18 protein-coding genes are annotated in these 23930 nt (G+C 42.6%); 7 read left to right on the top strand and 11 right to left on the bottom strand.

Annotated features, from left to right (window positions below):
- Window positions 1-395: 395 nt before the first annotated feature.
- The 3 genes from adhE to FD05_RS01865 all read right to left on the bottom strand — a co-directional run bounded on the left by adhE (window position 396) and on the right by FD05_RS01865 (window position 6269).
- Window positions 396-3014 (bottom strand): bifunctional acetaldehyde-CoA/alcohol dehydrogenase, encoded by a 2619-nt coding sequence (gene adhE, locus FD05_RS01875; RefSeq protein ID WP_020281390.1) that lies wholly within the window; start codon window positions 3012-3014, stop codon window positions 396-398.
- Between the two features lie 240 nt (window positions 3015-3254).
- On the bottom strand, window positions 3255-3782 hold the full coding sequence (locus FD05_RS01870) for a DUF1836 domain-containing protein (protein WP_020281391.1): 528 nt from the start codon (window positions 3780-3782) through the stop codon (window positions 3255-3257).
- A 108-nt stretch (window positions 3783-3890) separates the two neighbouring features.
- The gene (locus tag FD05_RS01865) at window positions 3891-6269 is read right to left on the bottom strand and encodes an HAD-IC family P-type ATPase (protein ID WP_020281392.1); all 2379 of its coding nucleotides are present in this window, start codon (window positions 6267-6269) and stop codon (window positions 3891-3893) included.
- A gap of 174 nt (window positions 6270-6443) precedes the next feature.
- Here FD05_RS01865 and FD05_RS01860 point away from each other — a divergent pair, with 174 nt between their 5' ends.
- The gene (locus tag FD05_RS01860; RefSeq protein ID WP_039932967.1) at window positions 6444-7283 is read left to right on the top strand and encodes an aldo/keto reductase; all 840 of its coding nucleotides are present in this window, start codon (window positions 6444-6446) and stop codon (window positions 7281-7283) included.
- Between the two features lie 73 nt (window positions 7284-7356).
- A complete protein-coding gene (locus FD05_RS01855) occupies window positions 7357-8289 on the top strand; it encodes an AEC family transporter (protein WP_039932968.1) in 933 nt (310 codons plus the stop codon).
- Window positions 8290-8387: 98 nt separating this feature from the next.
- Here the strand turns inward: FD05_RS01855 and FD05_RS01850 are convergent, their stop codons facing one another.
- Complete coding sequence (locus FD05_RS01850) at window positions 8388-8753, bottom strand: hypothetical protein (protein ID WP_020281395.1); 366 nt, start codon at window positions 8751-8753, stop codon at window positions 8388-8390.
- Between the two features lie 185 nt (window positions 8754-8938).
- On the opposite strand from FD05_RS01850, the gene FD05_RS01845 reads away from it, so the two are divergent.
- The 3 genes from FD05_RS01845 (at window position 8939) to nrdI (ending at window position 14103) form a co-directional block, all read left to right on the top strand.
- The gene (locus FD05_RS01845; protein WP_020281396.1) at window positions 8939-10345 is read left to right on the top strand and encodes a hemolysin family protein; all 1407 of its coding nucleotides are present in this window, start codon (window positions 8939-8941) and stop codon (window positions 10343-10345) included.
- Window positions 10346-10449: 104 nt separating this feature from the next.
- Window positions 10450-13566 (top strand): YfhO family protein, encoded by a 3117-nt coding sequence (locus tag FD05_RS01840; RefSeq protein ID WP_039932970.1) that lies wholly within the window; start codon window positions 10450-10452, stop codon window positions 13564-13566.
- Between the two features lie 87 nt (window positions 13567-13653).
- Window positions 13654-14103: a class Ib ribonucleoside-diphosphate reductase assembly flavoprotein NrdI gene (gene nrdI, locus FD05_RS01835; RefSeq protein WP_020281398.1), complete on the top strand. Its 450-nt coding sequence runs from the start codon at window positions 13654-13656 to the stop codon at window positions 14101-14103.
- A gap of 179 nt (window positions 14104-14282) precedes the next feature.
- Here nrdI and FD05_RS01830 read toward each other — a convergent pair whose 3' ends face one another.
- The 3 genes from FD05_RS01830 to FD05_RS01820 all read right to left on the bottom strand — a co-directional run bounded on the left by FD05_RS01830 (window position 14283) and on the right by FD05_RS01820 (window position 17103).
- Complete coding sequence (locus FD05_RS01830; protein ID WP_039932972.1) at window positions 14283-15461, bottom strand: MDR family MFS transporter; 1179 nt, start codon at window positions 15459-15461, stop codon at window positions 14283-14285.
- 98 nt (window positions 15462-15559) lie between these two features.
- Window positions 15560-16171 carry a sugar O-acetyltransferase gene (locus FD05_RS01825; RefSeq protein ID WP_039932973.1) on the bottom strand — a complete coding sequence of 204 codons (612 nt, stop codon included), beginning with the start codon at window positions 16169-16171 and terminating at the stop codon, window positions 15560-15562.
- A 206-nt stretch (window positions 16172-16377) separates the two neighbouring features.
- Entirely contained in the window at window positions 16378-17103 is a 726-nt protein-coding gene (locus FD05_RS01820) for an Ig-like domain-containing protein (protein ID WP_020281401.1), read from the bottom strand.
- Window positions 17104-17382: 279 nt separating this feature from the next.
- Between FD05_RS01820 and zwf the strand changes: the two genes are divergently transcribed.
- Window positions 17383-18861 (top strand): glucose-6-phosphate dehydrogenase, encoded by a 1479-nt coding sequence (gene zwf, locus FD05_RS01815; RefSeq protein ID WP_020281402.1) that lies wholly within the window; start codon window positions 17383-17385, stop codon window positions 18859-18861.
- A gap of 337 nt (window positions 18862-19198) precedes the next feature.
- Window positions 19199-20632 carry an NADP-dependent phosphogluconate dehydrogenase gene (gndA, locus tag FD05_RS01810; RefSeq protein ID WP_020281403.1) on the top strand — a complete coding sequence of 478 codons (1434 nt, stop codon included), beginning with the start codon at window positions 19199-19201 and terminating at the stop codon, window positions 20630-20632.
- Window positions 20633-20893: 261 nt separating this feature from the next.
- On the opposite strand, the gene FD05_RS01805 is transcribed toward gndA, so the two are convergent.
- From FD05_RS01805 to FD05_RS01785, 4 genes are all read right to left on the bottom strand, one after another.
- A complete protein-coding gene (locus tag FD05_RS01805) occupies window positions 20894-21199 on the bottom strand; it encodes a hypothetical protein (protein WP_020281405.1) in 306 nt (101 codons plus the stop codon).
- A 429-nt stretch (window positions 21200-21628) separates the two neighbouring features.
- The gene (locus tag FD05_RS01795; protein ID WP_020281406.1) at window positions 21629-21934 is read right to left on the bottom strand and encodes a hypothetical protein; all 306 of its coding nucleotides are present in this window, start codon (window positions 21932-21934) and stop codon (window positions 21629-21631) included.
- A 254-nt stretch (window positions 21935-22188) separates the two neighbouring features.
- Window positions 22189-22872 (bottom strand): NADPH-dependent F420 reductase, encoded by a 684-nt coding sequence (locus FD05_RS01790; RefSeq protein ID WP_020281407.1) that lies wholly within the window; start codon window positions 22870-22872, stop codon window positions 22189-22191.
- A gap of 2 nt (window positions 22873-22874) precedes the next feature.
- Window positions 22875-23921, bottom strand: a complete 1047-nt coding sequence (locus tag FD05_RS01785) for an LLM class flavin-dependent oxidoreductase (protein WP_039933007.1) — start codon at window positions 23919-23921, stop codon at window positions 22875-22877.
- Between the last annotated feature and the right edge of the window lie 9 nt (window positions 23922-23930).

The following is a 23930-nucleotide window of genomic DNA, read 5'->3' as shown; positions in this document are numbered from 1 at the left end:
GCACTGAAAAGGATTCAATTAAAAATACTCAAGTACTGTGAGTCATCACGGAACTGGGGTATTGGTGATCTGACAGTTCTAATTTATTGTGTTGTCAATGCTACAAATTCCTTTGGATATTTAAGCCTCTGCACCAGTGTAGACCGCCTTTGAGGACAGCTCCGACGACCCTGATCCCTACCGCATAACCGATAAAAGCCGCTAGCCACACAATTCGTGGCTAACGGCTTTTATCAATTAATAGGGTTGATTTTGTGTTTAGATATTGGACAAACTTACTACACTAGATTGGATATTTAAGCATCTTTTCTGGGTTAGTCTGCCTTTGAGGACAGCTCCGACGCAACTGGGAATCTTTGCTTATTTAGATAATGCTAAACGGTTTGTTCCGCTCACTACTTTTCCACATTCGTTCCCTCATAATCGTCAATCATCAATTGCTTCAGATCTGCGATTAAAGGTTCCTTAGGGTTAGCTGTCGTGCATTGGTCTTCGTATGCTAATACTGCAAGACGGTCAACGGCTGCGTCGAATTTGGCTTTGTCTACGCCCCAAGCCTTCAAGCTTAAGGTTACGCCAACTTCATGAGCTAACTTGATAATTTTTTGAACCAATCCTTCGATTAATTCATCGTCGTTCTTACCTTGAATACCAACATAACGAGCAATTTCTGCGTAGTCCTTGTTAGCACGGAAGTACTCGTACTTAGGCCATACGGCGATCTTTTCTGGTAATTTAGTGTTGTAACGAATAACATGTGGCATCGTGATTGCGATGGCAATCCCATGAGTTAAGCCAAATTTACCACCAAGTTTATGGGCGATTGAATGGTTGATTCCAAGGAATGCGTTACCAAATGCCATACCTGCTAAGGTTGCGGCGTTATGCATTTCTTCCTTGGCATGCATATTGCCATTGTATGAATCAGCCAAGTTATCAAATACCAACTTGATTGCTTGTAATGACAATGGACGGGTGTAGTCAGATGCCATGGTTGATACGAATGATTCGATTCCGTGGCACAAAGTATCCAATCCAGAAGCGGCAATGTTACCCTTTGGTACAGTTTCCACAAACTGTGGGTCAACGATGGCAACATCAGGAGTCAAAGCATAGTCAGCTAATGGGTACTTAACATGAGTCTTTGAGTCGGTGATAACAGCGAACGGAGTAACTTCTGAACCGGTACCTGAAGTGGTTGGGATCGCGATCATTTGAGCCTTCTTAGGCTTGTTGAAACGATATGCCCGCTTTCTGATATCGATGAACTTCTGTTTAGCACCGAAGAAACTAGTCTTAGGGTCTTCGTAGAATAACCACATGTTCTTGGCAGCATCCAATGGAGAACCACCACCAAGGGCAATGATTGTGTCTGGTTTGAATGCGTTCATTTGACGAACACCCTTTTCAACTGTGTCAGTGGTTGGGTCTGGCTCAACACCTGAGAACAGTGAGTATTCGATTGGGTTTGGACGGCGTTTCAATTCATCAAGGACCTTGTCGACGTAGCCAAATTCTACCATTTCTGGACTGGTTACGATGAATACCTTGTTGATGCCAGGCATGTCCATGAGATAACGAACTGAAGTCTTTTCAAAGTAAACTCGAGGTAACTTAATCCATTGCATATTATTTCGTCTCTTTGCGATAGTTTTGATGTTCAAAAGGTCATAGTCAGTTACGTTATGAGAAATAGAGTTAGCTCCCCATGAACCTGTACCCAAAGTCAATGATGGTGTCATTTCGTTGTAAAGGTTACCGATACCACCGAAGCCGCCTGGTGTGTTAACCAGAACTCGGGCTGCCTTCATTTCTTTACCAAATTCAAGTGCCAAGTCGTCATCCAAAGTCTGGATGCCGGCAGTGTGTCCCATTCCACCGAAGTGAAGTAATTCGTCACACTTCTTGAAACCTTCTTCATGGTTCTTTACCTTATATACAGAGATCACTGGGCTTAACTTTTCAGCTGATAATGGGTATTTAGGCCCAACGCCGGTAATTTCGGCAGCTAAAACTTTGGTGTTGTCAGGAACTTTGATACCAGCTAATTTGGCGATGACCTTTGCTGATTTACCAGCGATAGGGCCCTTAACGCCACCAGTCTTAGGGTTAAACATTGCTTCAGCCAACTTGTCTTGGTCCTTCTTTTCAACAAAGAAGACACCGTTTTTAACTAATTCTTTTTTAACTTCAGCGTAGATATCGGTATCGATGACTGCACTGTTTTCAGTGGCACAGATCATTCCGTTATCAAAGGTCTTTGAGAGAACCAAATCGTTGACAGCACGCAGGATGTTAGCAGTCTTTTCAATATAGACAGGGCCGTTACCAGGTCCAACACCTAAAGCAGGCTTTCCAGTTGAGTAGGCTGCCTTAACCATGCCTGGGCCACCAGTAGCAAGGGTACTTGCAACGCCGGGGTGGTTGATTAACTTAGTTGTTGCTTCAATACTTGGTTCTTCAATCCATTGGATACATCCTTCAGGAGCCCCGGCAGCGATCGCAGCATCACGGACGATCTTGGCAGCAGCGATTGATGACTTCAGTGCTTGAGGATGGAAGCTGAAGATGATTGGGTTTCGAGTCTTCATCGAAATAATTGATTTGAACAAAGTTGTTGAAGTTGGGTTGGTAACTGGTGTGATTCCGGCAAGAACACCCAGAGGTTCAGCAACGGTAATCAATTGACGTTCTTTATCATCTTTGATAACGCCAACGGTCTTGTGATCGCGAATGCTGTGCCATACTTCTTCAGTAGCGTACATATTCTTAATTGCTTTATCTTCGGCAACCCCACGGCCGGTTTCTTCATAGGCCATGAGTGCGAGATCCATATGTTTGTCTTGGCCGGCCATTACCATTTGGTGGGTAATGTGGTCGACTTTTTCTTGGTCAAATGAGTCCATAATTTCCAAGGCTTTTTGAGCCTTTGAAACTAATCCGTTGATGACAGCTTCAACATCAGTTGAGTCGGTCTTTGCTGCTTTGGTTTCTTTTACTTTATTATCAATCATTGATTTTCCTCCAATGAAAAGTTTGTTGGTTGTTTGTTCTTTGTTATCTTTTTCACAAGATTAATAATATCACGTATTTTAAAAATGTAAACAGTTTTGTTCAAAAAATCACAATTTATTTTTTGTAAGTGCTTGCAGGCTGATGTATCAATAAACAAAAAGAAAAGGGCTTGTTAAACAAGTCCTTTTTTTATGAAAGCGGTTCCATTATTTATATGTGAATGGTTTCACGACTTCTGATTATTTAGATATTTTAGTCAGTGGCTTTTGAATAATCGATAAAAGCTTTTCAGATTGAATTCTGTCGATAATCACGTTGACGGCCACCTGCATCAATTTATCGTTGAGATTTTTCTCTTCCAACGCGCGACTGTTTCGGCTATCCATATTCTTAAACGAGAATAATAATCTCTTGATGAATGTGTCATAGGCCTGCTGCGGGTAGATGTTTGCTGTGACCTGGTCGATCCCATGACGGATTGTTTCCAGTGAAAATGCCGGCTTCAATAAACTAATTAAGATGACGTCAGCTACCTGCATGGTTTGGTACTTCTTCTTAACCGGCGCCATGATGGCTTTGTTCTTAACGTAATTGTTGATCATCGCCGGAGTGACTTTATCAATCCCAATTGGTCCCAGCGTTTCGTTCACCAGTGCGACGAGTTGATCCATGTACAACTCAAATTTAGGTAAATCTGCCCACAGTGGCAACTCCACCAGTTTGAGTCTTTGTTCCCACTGTTCATATTGTTCTTCGTTGTATGCCATGTTATCACTCCTTCGTGTTTATTATACCACGTTAGCTAGTTTATAGCACTAGGTGAGATGAGGCATAAAAAAGACAACTCATCAAATTATCGAGTCGTCATTCAATGCTTATTGATTTTCAGCCTGTTTGGCTAATCGCTTCTTCTCTCGTTGGTTGAGGACCGTCGCAATCACACCTTGCATGAACATATAAAGCGGATAGGCCGTGGCAATCAACGGAATTGCATATAACCAGATATCCTTATCGAAGAAGGATACCAGCGAGAAAATGTTGTTGAAGAAGATGATGATGGCCAAAAATGCGACCAGCACCAAAATATCCAAGCCAATTTTTAGTCGGTTAAGCGGCCGAGAGACCATAACCAACGCCAGCCAGCAAATGGCTCCGGTCAGCAGAACACACAGAGTTGAAGTGAATTCGTACTTCAAGCCAAAGAATAGCCCAATGACCTCAATCAGCATGACGTAGCCGACAATACAGATCGCCGCCGGTGTTGAAATAATTAGGACTTGTTTCATAAATTGGTTAGTAATCTTGTGGAAGTTCGGTTCCAATGCCAGGAAGAATGATGGAATTCCCACCATCAACGAGGTGATTGGTGTCAACTGGATGGGTTCAAATGGATAACCCATTGCGAAGAAAACGAAGATAAATGACAAGGCAACCGAATACATTGTCTTAATCAGATACATAGAAGCAACCCGCTCGATGTTATTGATAACCCGACGCCCCTCTTTTAAGACGTCGATCATCGCATCAAAATTAGAATTAATCAGTACGAAGTCAGCGATACTCTTAGTACTTTCACTACCAGAAGCCATCGCAATACCACAGTCAGCCTGACGCAATGCAAGCAAGTCATTAACGCCATCACCGGTCATGGCAACGGTGTGCTTTCGTTCTTGAAGACCGGCAATCAATCGCTTCTTTTGATCAGGGGTCACCCGACCGAAGACGGTATTTTGGGCCGCAATTTCGCCAAAATTATCATCATCTTTGACAGTGGTCATGTCGATACTATTTTGAGCATTTTGGACCCCGGCTTGTTGAGCGATCGTCGAAACAGTAGTGGGATCATCCCCTGAGATCACCTTAATAGTCACATCTTGATTGTGGAAATACTGGAAAGTGTTGGCTGCATTGGGGCGGATCACATCAGAGATCAATACCAGGCCAATCAGCTTTGGTGTCTGAAGTGCTTTGCGGGGATCCAAATTATCGACTTGAGCGACGGCTAAAACACGGTAACCTTTCTTAGCATTCTTGGTGATTTCAGCCTGAACGTCAGCATCCAAATGTTCGAAAATAAACTGTGGTGCCCCAAAAACGTAGTCATGGCCGTCACTAAGCCCAACTCCACTCCACTTGCGATCAGAAGAAAATGGAATAATCTTTTCAGTTTTTAGTTCAGGATCGTCAATCGCATCCTTAATCGCGTTGGCGGTTTCGTTACTGTCACCGGTTCCATATGTAATCCCAGCGACTACTTTTTCAACTTCCTCGGCGGGAACATCGGCCATCATCGGAATGGCTTTAACAAACTTCAAATTACCACTCGTAATTGTCCCGGTCTTGTCCAAACAAATAACATCAACACGAGCAAGTGTTTCGATCGCCGGTAAATCTCGAACTAAAGTTTTCTTACGTGCCAAATGCATCGCAGAAACTGCCAGCGTCATCGAAGTCAACAGTACCAGTCCCTCTGGAATCATGCCAATCATTGCGGCAGCCGAACCGAGAATGGCCCGATTGATGCCAGTGCCACCGTATAATTTGGCAACGAACAAAATAATTCCCAGCGGAATGATGACATAAGTCAACACTTTGATAATGCGATTAATCGTATTTAATAGAATACTCGAGGTGTCTTCACCCTGCTTGGCTTCACTGGACAGATGGTTAACGAACGTGTCTGAGCCAACCTTGGTGACCCGCATTTTACCGGAGCCACCAACTAAATAGGTGCCTGAGGTTAAGACATCCCCGATATTTTTCGAAATTGTTTCCGACTCACCAGTAATTGGCGATTCATCAACTTCGATCCCGCGTGAGCGGACCACAACCCCGTCAACCGGAATTTGATCGCCACGGCCAAGTTGAATAATGTCGCCCAAAACGATATCTTCAGAACGAATCTGCATTTCCTGGCCATTACGCAAAACATTAATTTTACCTTCAGCCAAGAGTACCATTTTATCAACTTGGCGTTTTGACCGAATTTCTTGAATGATCCCAATAGCGGTGTTAAAGAAGGCAATCCCCAAAAATAGCAGGTTCTTGTAGCTGCCGGTATAAAACACCAGGGCACCTAGAACCACGTTAATCAGGTTGAAGAGTGTAAATGTGTTGTCTCGAAGAATATCAGAAACGCTCCGAGTCAGTGATTCCTCACCCGTATTTTGGTTGCCATCGCGGACCTGCTGCTGAACTTGACTATCGCTCAGCCCAACATCAGGATCGACGTTTGCAATGTTTACCTCTGCCATCTATTAACACCTCGCTTTACCATAATTGTACAAAATATACTGGAAAAATCACATTTATTTAGACCCTTCACATCAAGTTTATACTATTTTTATGAATTTGCTGGAAAACGTTGTCAAACATTGACTTGCGGGTATGCTAAAATAAATCTAACTAACGCGCAAGGGGGAAATGAAATGTTTCAACCAGATAAAAGTACCTATAAACTCGCCGATGGCCATGAAATGCCACAATTGGGCTTTGGCACTTACAAACTAGACAATCCAGATTTGATGAATCAATCCATTACCACTGCCTACGAAAGTGGCTATCGAATGTTTGATACCGCACAACTTTATCGTAATGAGAAAATGTTGGGTGATGCGATTAAGAAAGTCGCCCGCCGAGAAGATGTCTTCATTATTGACAAGGTTAGCGAAATGAATCAGGGACACGACCTGACCATCAATAGTACCGATTTTTCGCTTCAACAATTGGGTACCGATTATGTTGACTTGCTACTAATCCACTGGCCGGTTGCCGACCATTTCTTTGAAACTTGGCAGGCAATGGAAGAATTAAAAAAACAGGGTAAGGCCAAATCAATTGGTGTCAGCAACTTCACTCGTTCACAGTTGGAATTACTGAAGACCCAAGCGGATGAAATGCCAGTAGTCAATCAGATTGAAACCCATCCCTACTTGACCCAGCAGCCAATGCTTGATTTCGACAAGAAGATGTCGATCATCACCCAGGCTTGGAGTCCGTTGGGAAGAGGCGTCGTCCTCGATAACCCAATGCTCGATAAAATGGCTAAGCACCATGGCAAAACCCCTGCTCAAATTATTTTGCGCTGGGATCTGCAGAGAGGCATCTCAATCATCCCCAAGTCAGCAACACCCGCCAGAATTAAAGAAAATACGGCGTTGGATTTCGAACTGAATGACGATGAAATGAGCATGATTGATGTCATGAATAAGAACCAGCGAACCGGAAATGAACCTGAGCTGGTATATGAACTGGGGAAACAATACTAAGTTGTGAGGAGCAATGCGTGATGTTCTTTAAAACTCGTGAATAAAGTTTCGAACTTTATAAGGAAGTGATGGCATGGCCCTTGGTCAACTTACGAATCAAATTATTTTGATGTTTGTTCTGATGTTAATTGGTGTTCTCATCAATAAAGTTGGGTTCATGCACACCCAAACATCCAATGATCTAACAAATATTCTTCTATATATAGTTTCGCCCTGCCTGATCATCGGGGCCTTCGAGCAAAATTATTCTGCAGCTCGAATGAAACAGTTGATGCTGGTCGTCATCGGCATCTTCCTGTTTTACATAATCGAAATTATCATCGCCAAATTTGCTTTTGGCCGCATCAGCAACATTAATCTCCAGCGAATTACCAAGTATGGCAGTATCTATTCCAATGCGGGGTTCATGGGCATCCCACTGACAAGTGCTTTGTTCGGCAATGCCGGGGTGTTCTTCGCGGTTGCTTCGCTGGCAGGTTTCAACATCTTTAGTTGGACACATGGGGTTTCCCTCTTCAAAACGTCAAAAAAAGAAACTGACCACTGGCAGAACTTCAGAGAAATCATCATTAATCCAAATATCATTGCGATTTTTCTGGGACTGGCGATTTTCCTATTGTCTTTTCGGATGCCTGTGCCGGTTGATCGTGTCATTCACTACGTCAGTTCAATCAACACGCCGTTATCGATGATCGTCATTGGTAATAGTTTGGGCAATATTCGAATCAGCCGCCAACTCATCGACTGGCATTTGTGGCTGGCAATTTTCTTTCGGAATTTACTATTCCCGATCGTGGCGATGTTCATCCTCCAGGCGCTTACCGTCTCCGGTGTGGCCTTGGACACCACCGTCTTAATGGCCGCTTGTCCAACTGCCGGCCTGGTGGTTTTGTTCACACTGCAGGCGTATGGGGATACCAGTCCTGCGGTGGCATTGATGAGTTTATCAACGATTTTAAGTCTGGCAACGATTCCGATCGTGTTCGCACTCATGATGGCATTATAAAAAAATCGGGCAGCCAAAACGGCTACTCGATTTTTTAGTTGGCAAAATTCGCAATCTTAACTGGATTGTTAAATTTACCAAGTGTTTAATTCAAAAGATTAACGAACAATCTTCTTGCCCAAAACGTCTGCCAACTTCTTCAAAGCATCGTCACGGGTCTTAATGACATCCATGTTCCAAATGAAAGTGTCAATTTCACCACCGGCAAAATCAAACTTCTCATAATAGATGTATGGGTCCTTGTCGCTTGCTTTAAATACGTCATCAATTTTATCAGCGAATCCCTTTGACCAGTCATCGTCATCCATTTCTGGAATATCTTTTTTGGTCACGTATCCCTGTTCGTTAATCAGATCAACTGCTTTTTTAACTTGATCGTCAGTGTAGACGAGCTTTTTATCATTGTCGCGTTCTTCTGCATCGGCTTTCTTTTCGGCAGCACTTTCTCTTACTTTTTCAGCCATAATAACATCCCCTTTATTTTGGTCTACCTTAATGCTAGCACTGATTTAACCTAAAAGTTAAGAAAAACGACTATTCTGATCAATAATATTCTAAATCACTTAAAAAATACCTTGCACGAGCGTATAATGAAAAGTAATCTGTAGATTGCAGATTATGATTGTTTTTACTATATTCAATTTGTGAAATGAGGAATCGAATTTTGGACGATAGCCAGATACTGACTAATCTAATTATTGTCATCGTTACATTTTTCTTTGCTGCATTCTTTGTGGCAAGTGAGTTTGCTTTGGTACAAACACGCCCGAGTGCATTGGACGAGCGCAAAAAGAAACTAATTGAAACAAAAGGCAAACAAGCCAAAGGTCTCAAAAAGCTTAACCGGCAACTCCACATGGTTACCAACCTAAATGAATACCTTTCAACGACCCAAGTTGGTGTCAGCTTGGCTGGTATTATCTTAGGTTATCTGGGTGAATCATTTGTGGTAACCATTTTGGTTGACATTATGGAAATTCATAATTCACCAATTGATCCAACTGCGGCTCACGCTGTGGGTGCTGTACTGGGGATCATCATCCTGACTTATTTGGAAGTGGTTTTAACAGAAATCGTTCCAAAAAACATCAGTATTGATATGCCAATGCAGGTACTTTCATTCATCAGTACGCCATTGCATTATTTCCACGTCATGTTCTATCCATTTGTTTGGTTACTTAATATTTCCGCAAATGGAATCGTCAAGATGATGGGATTAAAAGTTGCCAACGAAAATGACGAGTCATTTTCACAAGCTGAAATCCTCAGTCTTTCTAAAAGTGCCGTTAAGAGCGGTGCTCTGGAACAAAACGACTACTTATACATGCAACGAGCCTTTCAGTTAAATGACAAGGTTGCCAAGGATATCATGATCGACAGAACTCAATTGGTCGTCATCGATATTACGACAACCGTTAAAGAAGCCGTTCAGGTTTACCTCCAGCAGAAGTTCAGTCGAATTCCCGTTGTTGCCAATGGTGATAAGGATAAAATTTTGGGTTACGTTTATAACTACGATTTGATTCGTCAATCCCAAGTCAATCCAACAATTAAAATCGACCGACTTCTCAGAGAGATTACCACCACCCCTGAGATGACACCAATTACCGATGTACTCCACCAGATGATTCAAAAACGGACACCTATTGTGGTGGTTGTCGATGAATATGGTGGTACTTCAGGAATCATCACTGACAAGGATATCTATGAAGAGTTGTTCGGAACTGTTCGAGATGAAATTGATCCTTCCATTACCGACTATATCTTTAAGCAACCCAATGGCTCTTTCCAAGTCAACGGAAAATTAACAACTCATGACTTTGAGCGTTATTTCGACGCAGACTTCCCCGAATTCACCAATTCGGATGCCGTTACTTTGGCCGGATATTTCTTGGATAATTATCCAGATATTAAGGCTGGCGATGTTATCTCATTTGAAAACTTTGACTTTAAGATTGTTCAATATCAAAACTCGTTTATCAACTGGTTCGAAGTTACCAAGCATAAGCCATCTTCAAAGACCAACAATGATGAACAAGATAATGAAGATCATTAATTTTTGAAACTTCAATAAGACTGTGACAAGACATTTGTTTTGCGAACAGTCTTTTTACATATAGAGACGATTTAGACATATCAAGTTTAAGGGGGATCTAACAAGTGAAAAAGCTATGGCAAAAAACACCAGCTTGGATCACATACACGGTGCTATTTACCGCGCTGATCTGTGTTTTAGTCGGTTGCTTGTTCTTAACAGGTAGATCAATGATTTGGGAACTGGACGGAATGGCTCAGCATTATCCCATTTTGCTCCAACTCCGTCACATGATATTAACGTTCCTGCACAACCCCAGTGGTGGTTTTACCCACTGGGCTTGGAACATCAGTTTAGGCTCCGATCAATTGACCAATCTTGCATATTATGTGATTGGTGACCCATTTAATTATCTGATTGCATTATTTCCAAAGAGCCAAATTGAAAATGTCTTTGCATTCCTTGTATTTTTGCGAATGTACTTCTCAGGCTTGAGCTTCATGCTGTGGGCATCATCATACAAATTCAAAAAAAGTAGTCGAATCATCGGTTCCTTGGCCTATGCCTTCAATGGTTATGCATTGGCAACCGCTCTTCATCACCCATTCTTCATCCTACCGTTGATTTTCTTCCCACTGCTGTGTTACGGCATCGACCGAGTCTTACACAATAAGTCGTGGCTGCCACTCATATTTGCAGTCTTCATGGTCTTTTTGAGCAATTTCTACTTTGCCTGGATTCTGGGCTTTGGTTCAATTGCCTATGTCATCATCAGAATGCTCAGTTTAAGAAAATGGGCTGACTTCGAACCGTTAAAATCTTTTGGAAAATTAGTTTTATCCGCAATTATCGGCCTCGGGATGTCTGCAATTGTCTTTTTGCCAACGATCATTTTGGCAATGGGGTCGACTCGGCTAAATGATAATTTTGCCAATGGCATGCTCTTCTTCCCACCACAATATTATTTAGACATTCCTGGCGCAATTCTGCCAACCGGTCGGGCGATGAACTTCTGGCTGGTCATTGGCATTTCCGGTTTATCCTTCCTCGGACTTGTGTACATGTTAAGACACTTTAAACGTTACCTGTGGCCAAACGTTGCTTTGATGACCATGCTTGTTGGCATCATGTTACCAGCTGTAGGTGCGATCATGAACGCCATTTCAACGCCTTCCAACCGCTGGGTATTCCTGGTGAACATTCTATTTGGTTTTGCAACCATGGTCTTCATTGAACACATTAGCGATTTTACCAAACAAGACATTGCCTGGTTCAGCTGGGCATCAATTGCCCTAATCGTTGTCGTCTGGGCATTTGGCGGGTTTTTAATGAACCTACAGCCCCACGATTTTATCGTTTATGGATTCTTACTCCTCACAGTCATCGTGGTCCTCTGCAGTCTCATCTTTGATTGGAAAGGATCAACTAAAGTCGTTCTGGTTTCAACAGTCTTCATGCTGAACCTTTCTGCCAATATCATCGGCATCTACAGTCCCCACTCCAGTAAGCTGGCACTCCAACAGCTGAACCGAGGATTAGCCACCCGCTTTAGTAACGATTACTTTAGTGGTGCTCAAAAGTACCTCAAAAAAATGCCCGGATTCTTCCGAGTTTCAATGAATCCTCGTTACCACTACAATACGCACATTCAAAATTTAGCCAATTATTCAAATACCAACACCGATTTCCCAATTAACAGCGGCTTAAACGACACTTCAGTATATCTCACACTGCAGAACGGCTATTTGGGCAAATTCTCGCAATCCGTTGGCAACAGTCAGTTTTCAATGAACACGCCGATTGCCCAAGGTGATTATCGAACTGCCTTCAATAACTTGCTGGGTGTGAAATACATGTTCGCCAAGGCCAACACGAAAAAAGTACCGGTTGTTCCCTATGGCTATAAGCCGGTTCGTGACAAGAATGGCCAGATTAAGGTCTTTCCTGCCAAAGCACGGACTGATGCCGTTCAAGCAATTGAAAACATGTATGGCACCACAATTTACAAATCAAATAACGCCCTGCCACTGGTATATACCCAGTACAAGACGGTTTCACCATCAACGTACAATAAGCTCAGTGAGGTCGATCGCGAACGCGTGATGACCCAAGGTGCCGTTGTGAACAAGTCTCAATACAACACACATCCCCTGACCTACAAATCACCAAAAAAGAAGATTGATTACACCGTCAAAATGGACACTTCCAAGATCGTTTACAATGGTCGCCAACTGACAAAGTACCGATTAGGAATCATTAACAAATCCAATTCAGACCAATTAGTTGACCAGCCTCATGAACAAGTCAGTCTCGGCGCTAATTTGGAAAAGACCAAAGATCTTTTGGCAACTAACCGATCAATCATTGAAACGAATCATTATAAGAACATTGACGGCTTAAAAGAGATGACCACTGATGTTGTCGGAAATCCAATCGACTATACGTTGAAGGTTAACAACCCCAAGGCCACTAAGAATACCGAGTTATTCCTAGTTCTGTCCGGAATCAAGCAAACTGAAGGAACCCCCGCCGAACACCGACAATGGATGGCCAACAAATTCTTGTTAGATAACAAACTCTATTCAAGAATGGGCAAAATGGATGAATACCGCCATAGTATTTTGCATCCAACCTTTGGCGGGTACATGTTCAATGTCTTTGCTAAAGATCACAAAAATGGTTATAACCAGTATGACAACAATAATCTCTCTAATTACCGCCAGATCAATAACATTGTCCTCAACTTAGGTTATTCAACCCATCAGCGAAAGAATATTTCACTGAACTTCAATCAAGTGAAAAACATTAAATTTAAGTCTGCCAAACTCGTCGCAATGCCGTATAACAAATCATATGACACCCAGATGCAAAAATTGAAGCAGACCAAACCGGCTAATTTGAAGGTGAATGGCAACCACGTCAGTGGAACTACCGACAATCCACGCTCTGGCACCATGGTCACCTCGATTCCTTACTCAACTGGCTGGAAACTGACAATTGATGGCAAACCTCAGAAGACTTTTGTGGTCAACAAGGGCTTCGTTGGTGCAAATCTACCTGCCGGCAATCATCAGATTAAGTTGGATTACACGACACCAGGAATTGGTGCCGGCAAGCTGCTATCCGCGGTCAGTTGGTTAGCATTTATCATATTGTTGGGATTTGGTATCATTGGTAAGCTGCTTCCAAAGCCAACCAAAGAACGTCATACACCTAAACATGGCAAGGGTTCCACAAATTAAGGTTGCCAAGTCTCGTTGCAATCGGTAGAGTTAAGATATTCAATATCATGTTCGATTATTACTTTTCAAAATATGAGGAGGTCCACCTTGAGCCCAATAAACATTCTATTCATCTCAATTGAGGGAAATACCCGCGCATTCGTCAAAAACTTAGCAAGCTATGCCACCGGAATGCACGATCAAGATCCAGCCAACCCGTTGGTTGAATCAAAAGAAATCAGTGAACAGACTGATTTCGCTGACGAAACAGAACCGTTCTTCGCTTTTGTCCCAACCTACTTGGATGGTGGCAACGGCATCGATAACGGTGTCAAAGAACTAATGACAAATGCTTTAGGGGAATATATCGCTTACGATGACAATGCCAAGTTGTGTCACGGGGTTGTCGGCAGTGGCAATAAGAACTTCAACGAACAGTATTGTCTGACTGCCAAACGTTATGCATCTCAATTCAACATCCCCTTCCTTGCCGATTACGAATTAAGAGGAACCGGTCGCGATGTTGAACGAATTTATAAGTTGTTAGCCCAAAGCTAAGCATTAGTTAGGGAAATATCAGATGAGTCAATATCGAGAAATATTTGGGTGCCACCACTCAGACACAGTATGTCGATCATGATCATCCAGAGGTTAAATATTAAAAATAATTCGAACTCAAAAGGAGCGTCTCGTCGACATTGACGAGACGCTCCTTTTGAGTTCGCTATTAATCAATTTTACTCAATCGCTTGCCGTTGAACTCTGCGCTTATTCATTGCCCACAGGATTACCGTAAAGATGATAATCAACCCGGCAGCAAATGAGAACAGTTCCTTATAGGACGCAAAATCCAGGACAATTCCTCCAATCAGTGGACCAACTGCCCGGCCACATGACATGAACAGGTTGTACAATCCTTGGAACTTACCCCGCTGTTGCGGCGTGGATAAGCTGTCGATCCAAGCCGGAATCCCCGGGAAGCCAATCATTTCACCAATCGTCGTCACAATCATGACTAGGACAAACGCAGTGTAGTCGCGGGCAAAAATCAGCCAAATAAATGAGGCCGCAAAGATTGTCACACCCACATAGGTTTGCGTGCTGAGCTTAAAGTGGGCACCAATTCGATTAATAAAGGGCTGTCCAATCACAATCATCAGACCATTTAACGTCCAAAGCAAACTGTAGTTTTCAAACGGAATGTGCAAACTGGTCATGTGAACCGGCAAGACACTTTCCCAAAGGGCATATGCAAGATAAACAGAGAGCACAACCCCACAAATCGCCAGAATCATACCACCCACCCGCGTTTCCGCAGGGGCACCTGGTGTCACCGGCTTGGCAGGTGCATGACGGTTGGCCTTGACGTTAAACTCTAAAATCGTAATCACCACTAAGGCAGCGTAGAACACTGAAGTGACAGTGAATACCAGTGTCACACCATGTTTGAGCAGGAAACCGACCATCAACGTCCCAATAACAATCCCGAGATTTTGACCAATATACAGGATATTAAAAATTGCCCGGGTCGATCGGGTCTTAATGCTCGCAGCGTATGAGTTGAGCAACGTCAAACAGGCGCCATCACCAAATCCGACAAACAACAGCATAATCCCAAACATTGGCCAGCCATGGAAAAATACCAAAGTGATAATGGCGGCTGTTGAAATTAACGAACTAATAATTGTCGCCTTATAGGGAGACCAGCGATCAAACAGGTAGCCACCAAGATAGTTGCCAAGCATCATAAAACACGACATCGCCAGCAAGACCATCCCTGCCAACGTCAACGACTTATGTAGGTAGTTATGGAGATAAACGGTTACCAAAGGCCACATGAACGCGGCCCCCGCGTTTAGAATCAGCGAATAAATAATGACAGAATTAAATCTGATTTCACTTCGTTGCTTAATCAATTGATCAGTCCCCTCTTAACTTCATTTTTAAATCATTAATCTATTAACTCTATTTTCGCATACTAGGGTCGGAAACTGTATTCATAACTGAAGATTCTCTAAAATAATTCCTTCTTCAGGCGAATATCATCTTGATCGGTAATTTTCCGCAGAACACGGCACGGATTCCCGACCGCCAACGAGTTGGCTGGAATGTCTCTGGTCACCACACTCCCAGCGCCAATGACCGATCCATTGCCGATGGTAACACCACCGACCACAGTCACATTGCTGGCAAGCCAGCAATTATCCTCAATCGTAATTGGTTTGGTGTATTCTTTACCTGGCAAGTCACTGTTGGCATTAAAATTGCGGTCTTGGTATCGCAGTGGGTGCATGGGTGTTACCAAACTCACATTAGGTCCAAGCAATACATTATCACCAATAGTAATCATCCCACTATCCAGAAAAGTAATGTTAGTGTTGCCGTAGAAGTGGTCGCCAATCTTGATGTGCGTCCCGTAATCCACAAAAATCGGTCCCTGCAGGTAAATACGCTCAGAAGAATTGGGCAGCAACTCTTTTAATAATCGGGACCGCTTTTCTGTTTCATCATCGAAGGTATCATTGTACATTTTCGTTAATCGATGCGCTAGTTTTTGGCGTTTCAACAGCTCCGGCTCGCGGGGGTTGCTTAATTTTCCGGCAAGCATTCTTTCATTCTCGTTCATGACTAGGCCTCCAAAATCTCTACTTTACAGTCATCATAGCATAAGGCATCCACGTTACACCGAAAATTTGCCCAGCAAAAAGAGAGTGCGAAAAAAGGCGTTTTGATCCGGCCATTTGAGCACGTTTTGACTTATGTAATAATGAAACCACTAAAAAAAGCTGAGGCAAAAGTTTGCACTTTTGTCCCAGCCTTCATCGATGAAAATTATTTTACCAGCGCAAATTTGTAATAGTGTAATGGTGTATTACCATACTGCACTTTAATGGCGTGGTTGGCTTTGTTGACGATAATGAAATGGGTGTTATCAGTGAATCTCAAGTAAAACTTATGATAAGTCTTGCTGCCGCGTTCGCGGTAAGTGATACCCCAGAAAGTCTTTGAATAAGTCGTTACTTTGTAATTTGCATAGTTGATCAGCTTCTTTTGATACTTGCCATTCTTGTACAGGCCTTGGTTCAAGCCGCCTTTTTGGCTGAAGTTGGTAACGACGCTGTAACCATTATTGTTACCTGATTGCCAACGGCCAGTTGGTTCTGAAATCTTGATCTTGCTGCTTGAAGATTTTGAACTTGAACTGGTTGTCGTTGCAGTTGAAGCCTTTGGTGTCTTAACAGTCATAATCCGGTAGAAATATGAAGTTGATGACTTACGAGCATAAACGTAAAGCTTCTGGTTAGCTTTAACGCTGGTATGAAGTTCAGCACTGAATTTACCAGTGGAACGATTAGCTGTCGTGCTGGCAAGCGTTGTCTTGTTGGTGTTTCGCACGATAATTGAAACACCCTTCGTAGCAGTTCCAGTAACTGCCTTTGAAGTGGTGTAAACATTATTGACTTTAAGTGACGGAGAACTTGCAGAAGCGCTGACACTGAACCCAATTAAGAATGATGCAAGGACAGCGAAGAACGCGATAAACTTAAATTTCTTCATTTGATATTGCTCCCTAATCTTTATTTTGCATGATTCATTATAAGGGATCAGCGCTTAAAAGCCGTTAAATCGGTTTCCATTTATCCTTTTCTTAAGAAAGCCGTCACGGAATCGACATACAATTTAATGTCGTAATCATGAAAATGATATGCTTGTAAATTTTATTCATTTACATGGTGAATTCGCTTTCGTTGGGCTAGCATGTGTTATATAATGTTGGGGAACTGGTATAGACATATGCCAAATTACTTAGTTAATATTCTGATAGGAGTGAACATTTTGCCAACTGAAAGACGTTCTTTGATTATGCTCTTTGGAGCAACTGGTGACCTTGCCACTCGTAAACTTTATCCCGCAATGTTAAAGCTTTTCGAGAAGGGAAATATTCGTGACCACTTTGCTGTGATTGGGACTTCCCGTTACAAGTTTGATGATGAAAAATACCGTGAGATGGTAATGAAATCTGTTTCTAAGGAATCAACTAACAAGAAGCAAATTGCTGATTTCGCCAGCCATTTCTATTTTGTAACGCATGATGTGACTGATCTTGAACACTATTCTGTTCTAAGAGATAAGGCAAATGAACTGGACAAGAAGTACGAATTGAACGGGAACCGTGTGTTCTACATTTCAATGGCCCCTAACTTCTTCGGAACAGTTGCCAAAAACCTTAAGGCTCAACACCTTCTCTCTGAAGGTAACGGTTTCAACCGCTTAGTGATTGAAAAGCCATTTGGCCGTGATTTCGAATCAGCTAAACAATTAAACGATGACTTAAGCAATGCCTTTGACGAAGATCAAATCTTCCGAATCGACCATTACTTAGGTAAAGAAATGATCCAAAATATCGAAGCCATTCGTTTCGGTAACACTATTTTTGAAGCACTTTGGAACAACCGTTACATCGACAATATTCAAGTGACCCTTGCTGAAAAGTTGGGTGTTGAAGAGCGTGCCGGCTACTACGACAACTCAGGTGCCCTTCGTGATATGGTTCAAAACCACATTATGCAAATTGTCAGCCTGCTTGCGATGGAACAACCGGTTGCTTTCAAGGATACCGATATCCGTGCTGAAAAAGTCAAGGCATTACGTAGTCTCCGTGTTTACAACGTTGCTGAAGCATCAAGTAACTTTGTCCGCGGTCAATACGCTGCCGTTGGTAACGACAAAGAATACCGTGAAGAAGACGGTGTTCCAAAGGATTCAAATACTGAAACCTTCGTTGCCGGTAAATTAATGTTTGATAACTACCGCTGGTCAGGCACACCATTCTACATTAGAACTGGTAAGAAGCTTGCCGATAAGTTCACTCGTGTCGACGTTGTCTTCAAGAAGCCACTGGTTGACATCTTTGCCTTCCCACAAAGCGGCAGCACACCACTGAACGCCAACGTTTTGACCATCTTCATTGAACCTAACCAAGGCTTCTCATTGATGGTTAACGCCAAGAACAGTGAACAAGGATTCCATACTGAACCTGTTCAGTTGCAATTCCTTGAAGATTCAAAGAGAACTAAGGAAACCCCACAACCTTACGAACGTTTAATTCACGACGTTTTGAAGGGCGACGGTACCAACTTCGCCAGCTGGCCAGAAGTTGCCAGTGCATGGAAGTTTGTTGATCAAATTCGTCGAGTTTGGGATATTCAACAACCTATGTTCCCTAACTACATTCCAGGATCAATGGGTCCAGTTTCAGCTGATGAATTGCTCGCCCGTGATCACCGTGAATGGGTATACAAATTGAACAAGTAATCTTTAATTCTTAAAACTGGTGGCTAACGAACTCGTTAACCATCAGTTTTTTAGTTTGGAAAAGTTTTTCGAAATGATTAATTGTAAATTTTTTACTATTTTGACGTAAATATGAAAGCAATCCATGATCATATGAAAATAATTAAACCCCTGTACCTGTTGCTGGCAACTCATTTTGAACTATGTAAGCGTTTCCTACTCAAGACCTTTTCATTTTCACAATCTTTCTGGTAACAAATTAGGCATACCGTTCTAACAGGTTTTTGTTTCACTTTTAGTTTGTGAGATGATACACTAAACGTGTAGTAATTCTATTATAGAAAAGGATGGTTTTGAAATGGCTGATCAAAAAGCAAACATTGGTGTTGTTGGTATGGCTGTTATGGGTAAGAACTTAGCCCTTAACATCGAAAGCCGCGGTTACACTGTTGGGATCTTCAACAGAACCGGCTCCAAGACTGAAACAGTTATGAAGGATCACGGAGATAAGAAACTTGTTCCAAGTTACAAGATTGAGGATTTTGTTAACTCACTTGAAACACCTCGTCGAATTATTTTGATGGTTAAGGCTGGTAAACCAACCGACGCCGTTATTGATGAATTACTCCCACTTCTCGATAAAGGCGATGTCCTGATCGATGGTGGTAACACAAACTTCCACGATACGATGGCTCGAAACGCTCGTCTTGATAAATCAGGAATCAACTTTATCGGCATGGGTGTTTCTGGTGGTGAACTTGGAGCTCTCCAAGGACCTTCATTGATGCCAGGTGGCCAAAAAGAAGCTTATGATTTGGTTGAACCAATTCTTAAAAAGATCGCCGCAAAAGCCCCTGCAGATGGTGAACCATGTGTCACCTACATTGGGCCTAATGGTGCCGGCCACTACGTCAAGATGGTTCATAACGGTATCGAATATGGTGATGAAGAGTTAATTGATGAAAGTTACAATATTTTAAGAAACCTTGCCGGCTACTCAGTTGATGAATTGGCTGACATCTTCAAAGACTGGAACAAAGGCGAACTCGACAGCTACTTAATCGAAATTACCGCTGATATTTTGACTCATAAAGATGATCTTGGTGCTGATAAGACTAAGCCAATCGTTGATATGATTCTCGACCGTGGTGCCAACAAAGGTACTGGTAAGTGGAGTTCACAAGATGCCCTTGAAGTCGGTGTTGACCAATCAGTCATCACTGAAGCTGTCTACGCTCGTTACATTTCAATGATCAAGAACGAACGTGTCGCAGCATCGAAAGTTCTTCCTAAGCCAGAAGGCAAAGTTGACTTCGACAAGAAAGAAATCGTTGAAAAAGTTCGTGAAGCCCTCTACTTCGGTAAAGTAATGAGTTATGCCCAGGGCTTTGCTCAATTAAAGGCCGCTTCAGAACAATACAAGTGGGATATCAAGTTAGGCGAAATGGCTAAAATTTGGAGAGCCGGTTGCATTATTCGTGCCCGCTTCCTTCAAAACATTACCGATGCATATGACAAGAATCCAGATTTGCAAAACCTGCTGCTTGACCCATACTTCACTGATATTGCAAAGAAGTATCAAGAATCAGCACGTGACGTCGTAGCATTGGCAACCAAGGCTGGCGTACCAGTACCATCATTAGCAGCTGCTGTATCATACTACGATTCATATCGTTCAGAAGTTGTTCCTGCAAACTTGCTCCAAGCACAACGTGACTATTTCGGTGCCCACACGTACGAACGTGTCGACCGCCCAGGTAACTTCCATTATACTTGGTATGAAGAACAGTAGTGAGCGACGAGGGCTGGTTGACGCGGTTTCTAAGGCAGAACTGATTAAAATCCTGGGTTTGGATTTAAATCAGTTTTGACTTAGAAGTTAGCGTCAGGCCCGTCGGAGCTGTCCTCAAAGGCAGCCTAAACCAGAATATACCCATAAATGCCAATCAAACTTTTAAGCATGAATTGGCAAAAGACAGTAATCACAATCTCAGTGGTTACTGCCTTTTTAATTGTGTAACAAAATGGAGTACAAATAACTGTCAGCCCTTAACTATTTTCCTGTGAGTAAACCCAAAGCAAAATAAGCTAAGACCCCGACAACCACCAAGAAAATGGCCGACAATAAAACACTGATATAGACATTCCAGCCTCTTCTGGCAAGGACAATTGCTACCAAATCAGCCCATCCAAACAATGAAATATCCAAAACAATTGATGCAACCTGTTGGAGAGAGTCAAAAAAATACAGCCCAAGCGAAAGTAAAGTAACTAAGCCAAGTAGAAGTGGCAATCTTGCCAAAGTTTTACCACCAAATTGGTTTGTGATGTTCTCAGTGAACTTTTGTGTTACTTTCAAGTTATTATCCCCTTCTTGAACTATACCAACTATGAAGAATGTTTGATTTATGTATTTAATTTGTAATCAGAAAATTTATAGCGTTACTTGTGTTTATGATTATTAACTACCAGCACATAAACGATTATGATCAATAATCCAAAAAGCTCTAGCCACCTGTGCTCAATAAAATATGACCCAAGGAGCCACAGCCCCATCACAATAACAAAGATATTTACTAATGTTTTCTTGATCACCAACTTCAACTCCCAATATGTCAACTTGTTTCGTTTAGTGCCAGACACCACCAATCGTCGTATTTTACAGACAAATGTCGGTATCAAACAAAGCCGGCTTCCCTTCGGCAAAATAGTCCGAAAAGCAGCTGGCTCCTTTGTGTATAAACAATTTTATCAGGTTCAAAGTAATCAGTAAACTCAGTCAAAAAACCTACTTAAAAATCTTCTTGCCATCATTGTACCCGGCAATAAACTCGGACAATTCCTGCATCTTATTATCAGACACCTTATTGCCTAAATTAACCAACTTTTCGGGATATACCTTGAAGGACTGATTCTCCTCATGATCCTTGAGTGCCTGACTGAATCCCATTTGATAATCATCAGTTGGATCTGATCGATACTCATACGCTTCACGGCTTGAGTAATCCTGATGGTTGGGATTATCATACTTACCCTGTTCGTAGTTCTTTTTAACATAGTCGTGCAGTTCACCAAGCTTCTTTAATGCGTCCATATTTCTTTGCCTCTCTTCTCTTTCTCTCTGCGACGTGACTGTGGAACATTTTTGAACTGTATAAAATTTTTCAGGCTATCGAACGGAATTTGGAACAAAGTCGTATACATATATAAGCATGATTAATTTTATAGTGAGATTATACCCCCCCCATCATAGAAAAAGAAGACCATCACTCAACTAAAAAAGGCCAAGTAACTTGAGAAATCATCTCTCAAATTACTTGGCCTCAAATTATTAGTAAACATCAAAAACTAGCCCTGTTCTTCCGCCTTAATCTTCTTCCCAAAATCAGTCTCATCAAAATGATCAATCACATTCTGCAGATCAGCTTTGGTCAAACTGGCACCGAACAATTCACTGCCGGGCTCAGTCATAATGCCGTCAGCGATATCATAGTGAACCACGGTGTCAAAGCCCATGGTATCCACAAATTCGGCAACTTCATCAACGGCTTCTTTGCTATCGCCGGTCACAAACAAAGCTTTGCGATTCTCTGCCCCCGCCGGTTTAGCCTCTTCTTGCAAGTTATGGTAACCCATATGATTGAAAGTTTTGACCACTGTGCTCTTATTGAAATACTTTTGAACCTGCTCGCTGGAAGTTGATGACGGATCCAAGACTTCTTCTCGAATCCCGTCAGTTTCCCACCAGTAGTTCATCGCATCGATGACTAATTTGCCCTTAAGCAGCTTCGATTTAATGTTCTTATACCGACTAAGTGGAATTGCCAAAATAATCAAATCACTTTTGGCAACCACCCCTTGATTGGTCGCCGGGGTTGCCCCTGGCACCAAGGTTTCGATGGTCATTGCGATTTTTTCAACCGATCCCGATCCAGAAATCCGCACATGATAGCCAGCCTTTAATGCCAACTGGGCTAACACGATGCCTACTTTCCCGGCACCCAGGATGCCGACATTTTTAATTTTCGTCATGATTAGCCCTCCTCGGACAGGATTTCTTTAACACGAGGAATCACTTTTGTCCCGTATAATTCGATCATGCGCTCACGTTGAGCGGCGGTCTGATTACCTGCGCCATAGACGAGATCGAAACGACCAAGGTTCATCAAGTTGATCGTCCGAGCCATTCGTTGGGCAACGTGTTCTGGATTGCCCACATAGAACGAACCGACTTTAGTTTCACCATCAAACTGCTCACGGCTCATTGGTGCCCAGCCACGGGTTAAGCCAATTCGATCGAAGTTGGCCTTGATGTTCTTCCAAGCAACCTCGACAGCTTCGTCCTCGTCGTCAGCAATAAAGCCATGAGAATGAACGGCAACGGGTTGAACGGGCATGTTATATTTTTCAGCTGCTTTCTTGTACAAGTTCAAGTATGGCACAAAGCGATCAGCCTGCCCACCAATGATCGCCAGAATAACTTTGTAGCCATATCGGGCAGTTCTGATAATTGACTCAGGCGAGCCGCCAATCCCAATATAGGTTTCAATGCCATTGTAATCAGTCTTTGGATAAACATCTTGATCCTTGAGTGACTGGGTAAATTTACCATGCCAAGTGATCGGCTTTTCTTTGATCAATTGGCTGTACATTTCGAGTTTTTCATTGAACAAATCATCGTAATCAGTTAAATCATAGCCAAACAGCGGGAAGGACTCCGTAAATGATCCCCGGCCAAGCATGACTTGCGCACGGCCTTCGGATAATCCTTCGAGGGTGGCAAACCGCTCATATACTCGGACTGGATCGTCGGAACTCAACACGGTAACGGCGGTTGCCAGCTTGATGTGTTCAGTCACCGAAGCGATGGAGCCCAAGACAATTTCAGGACTTGAAACACTGTAATCAGGACGATGATGTTCACCGACACCGAAGACGTCAACCCCCAACTTGTCGGCTAATTGGCCTTCCTTGACGATTTGGCGAATTGATTGGCCAGCGGTTAAGAGCTCACCGTCCTCAGCCGAAACAATATCACCAAACGTTTCCAGCCCAAATTGTAATTTATCTACATCAACCATGCTCATGCT

Origin of the sequence: Lentilactobacillus otakiensis DSM 19908 = JCM 15040 (genome assembly GCF_001434145.1) — a bacterium.
In the GTDB taxonomy this organism is placed as follows: Bacteria; Bacillota; Bacilli; order Lactobacillales; family Lactobacillaceae; genus Lentilactobacillus; species Lentilactobacillus otakiensis.
This window is presented reverse-complemented; position numbering and strand designations above follow the sequence as displayed.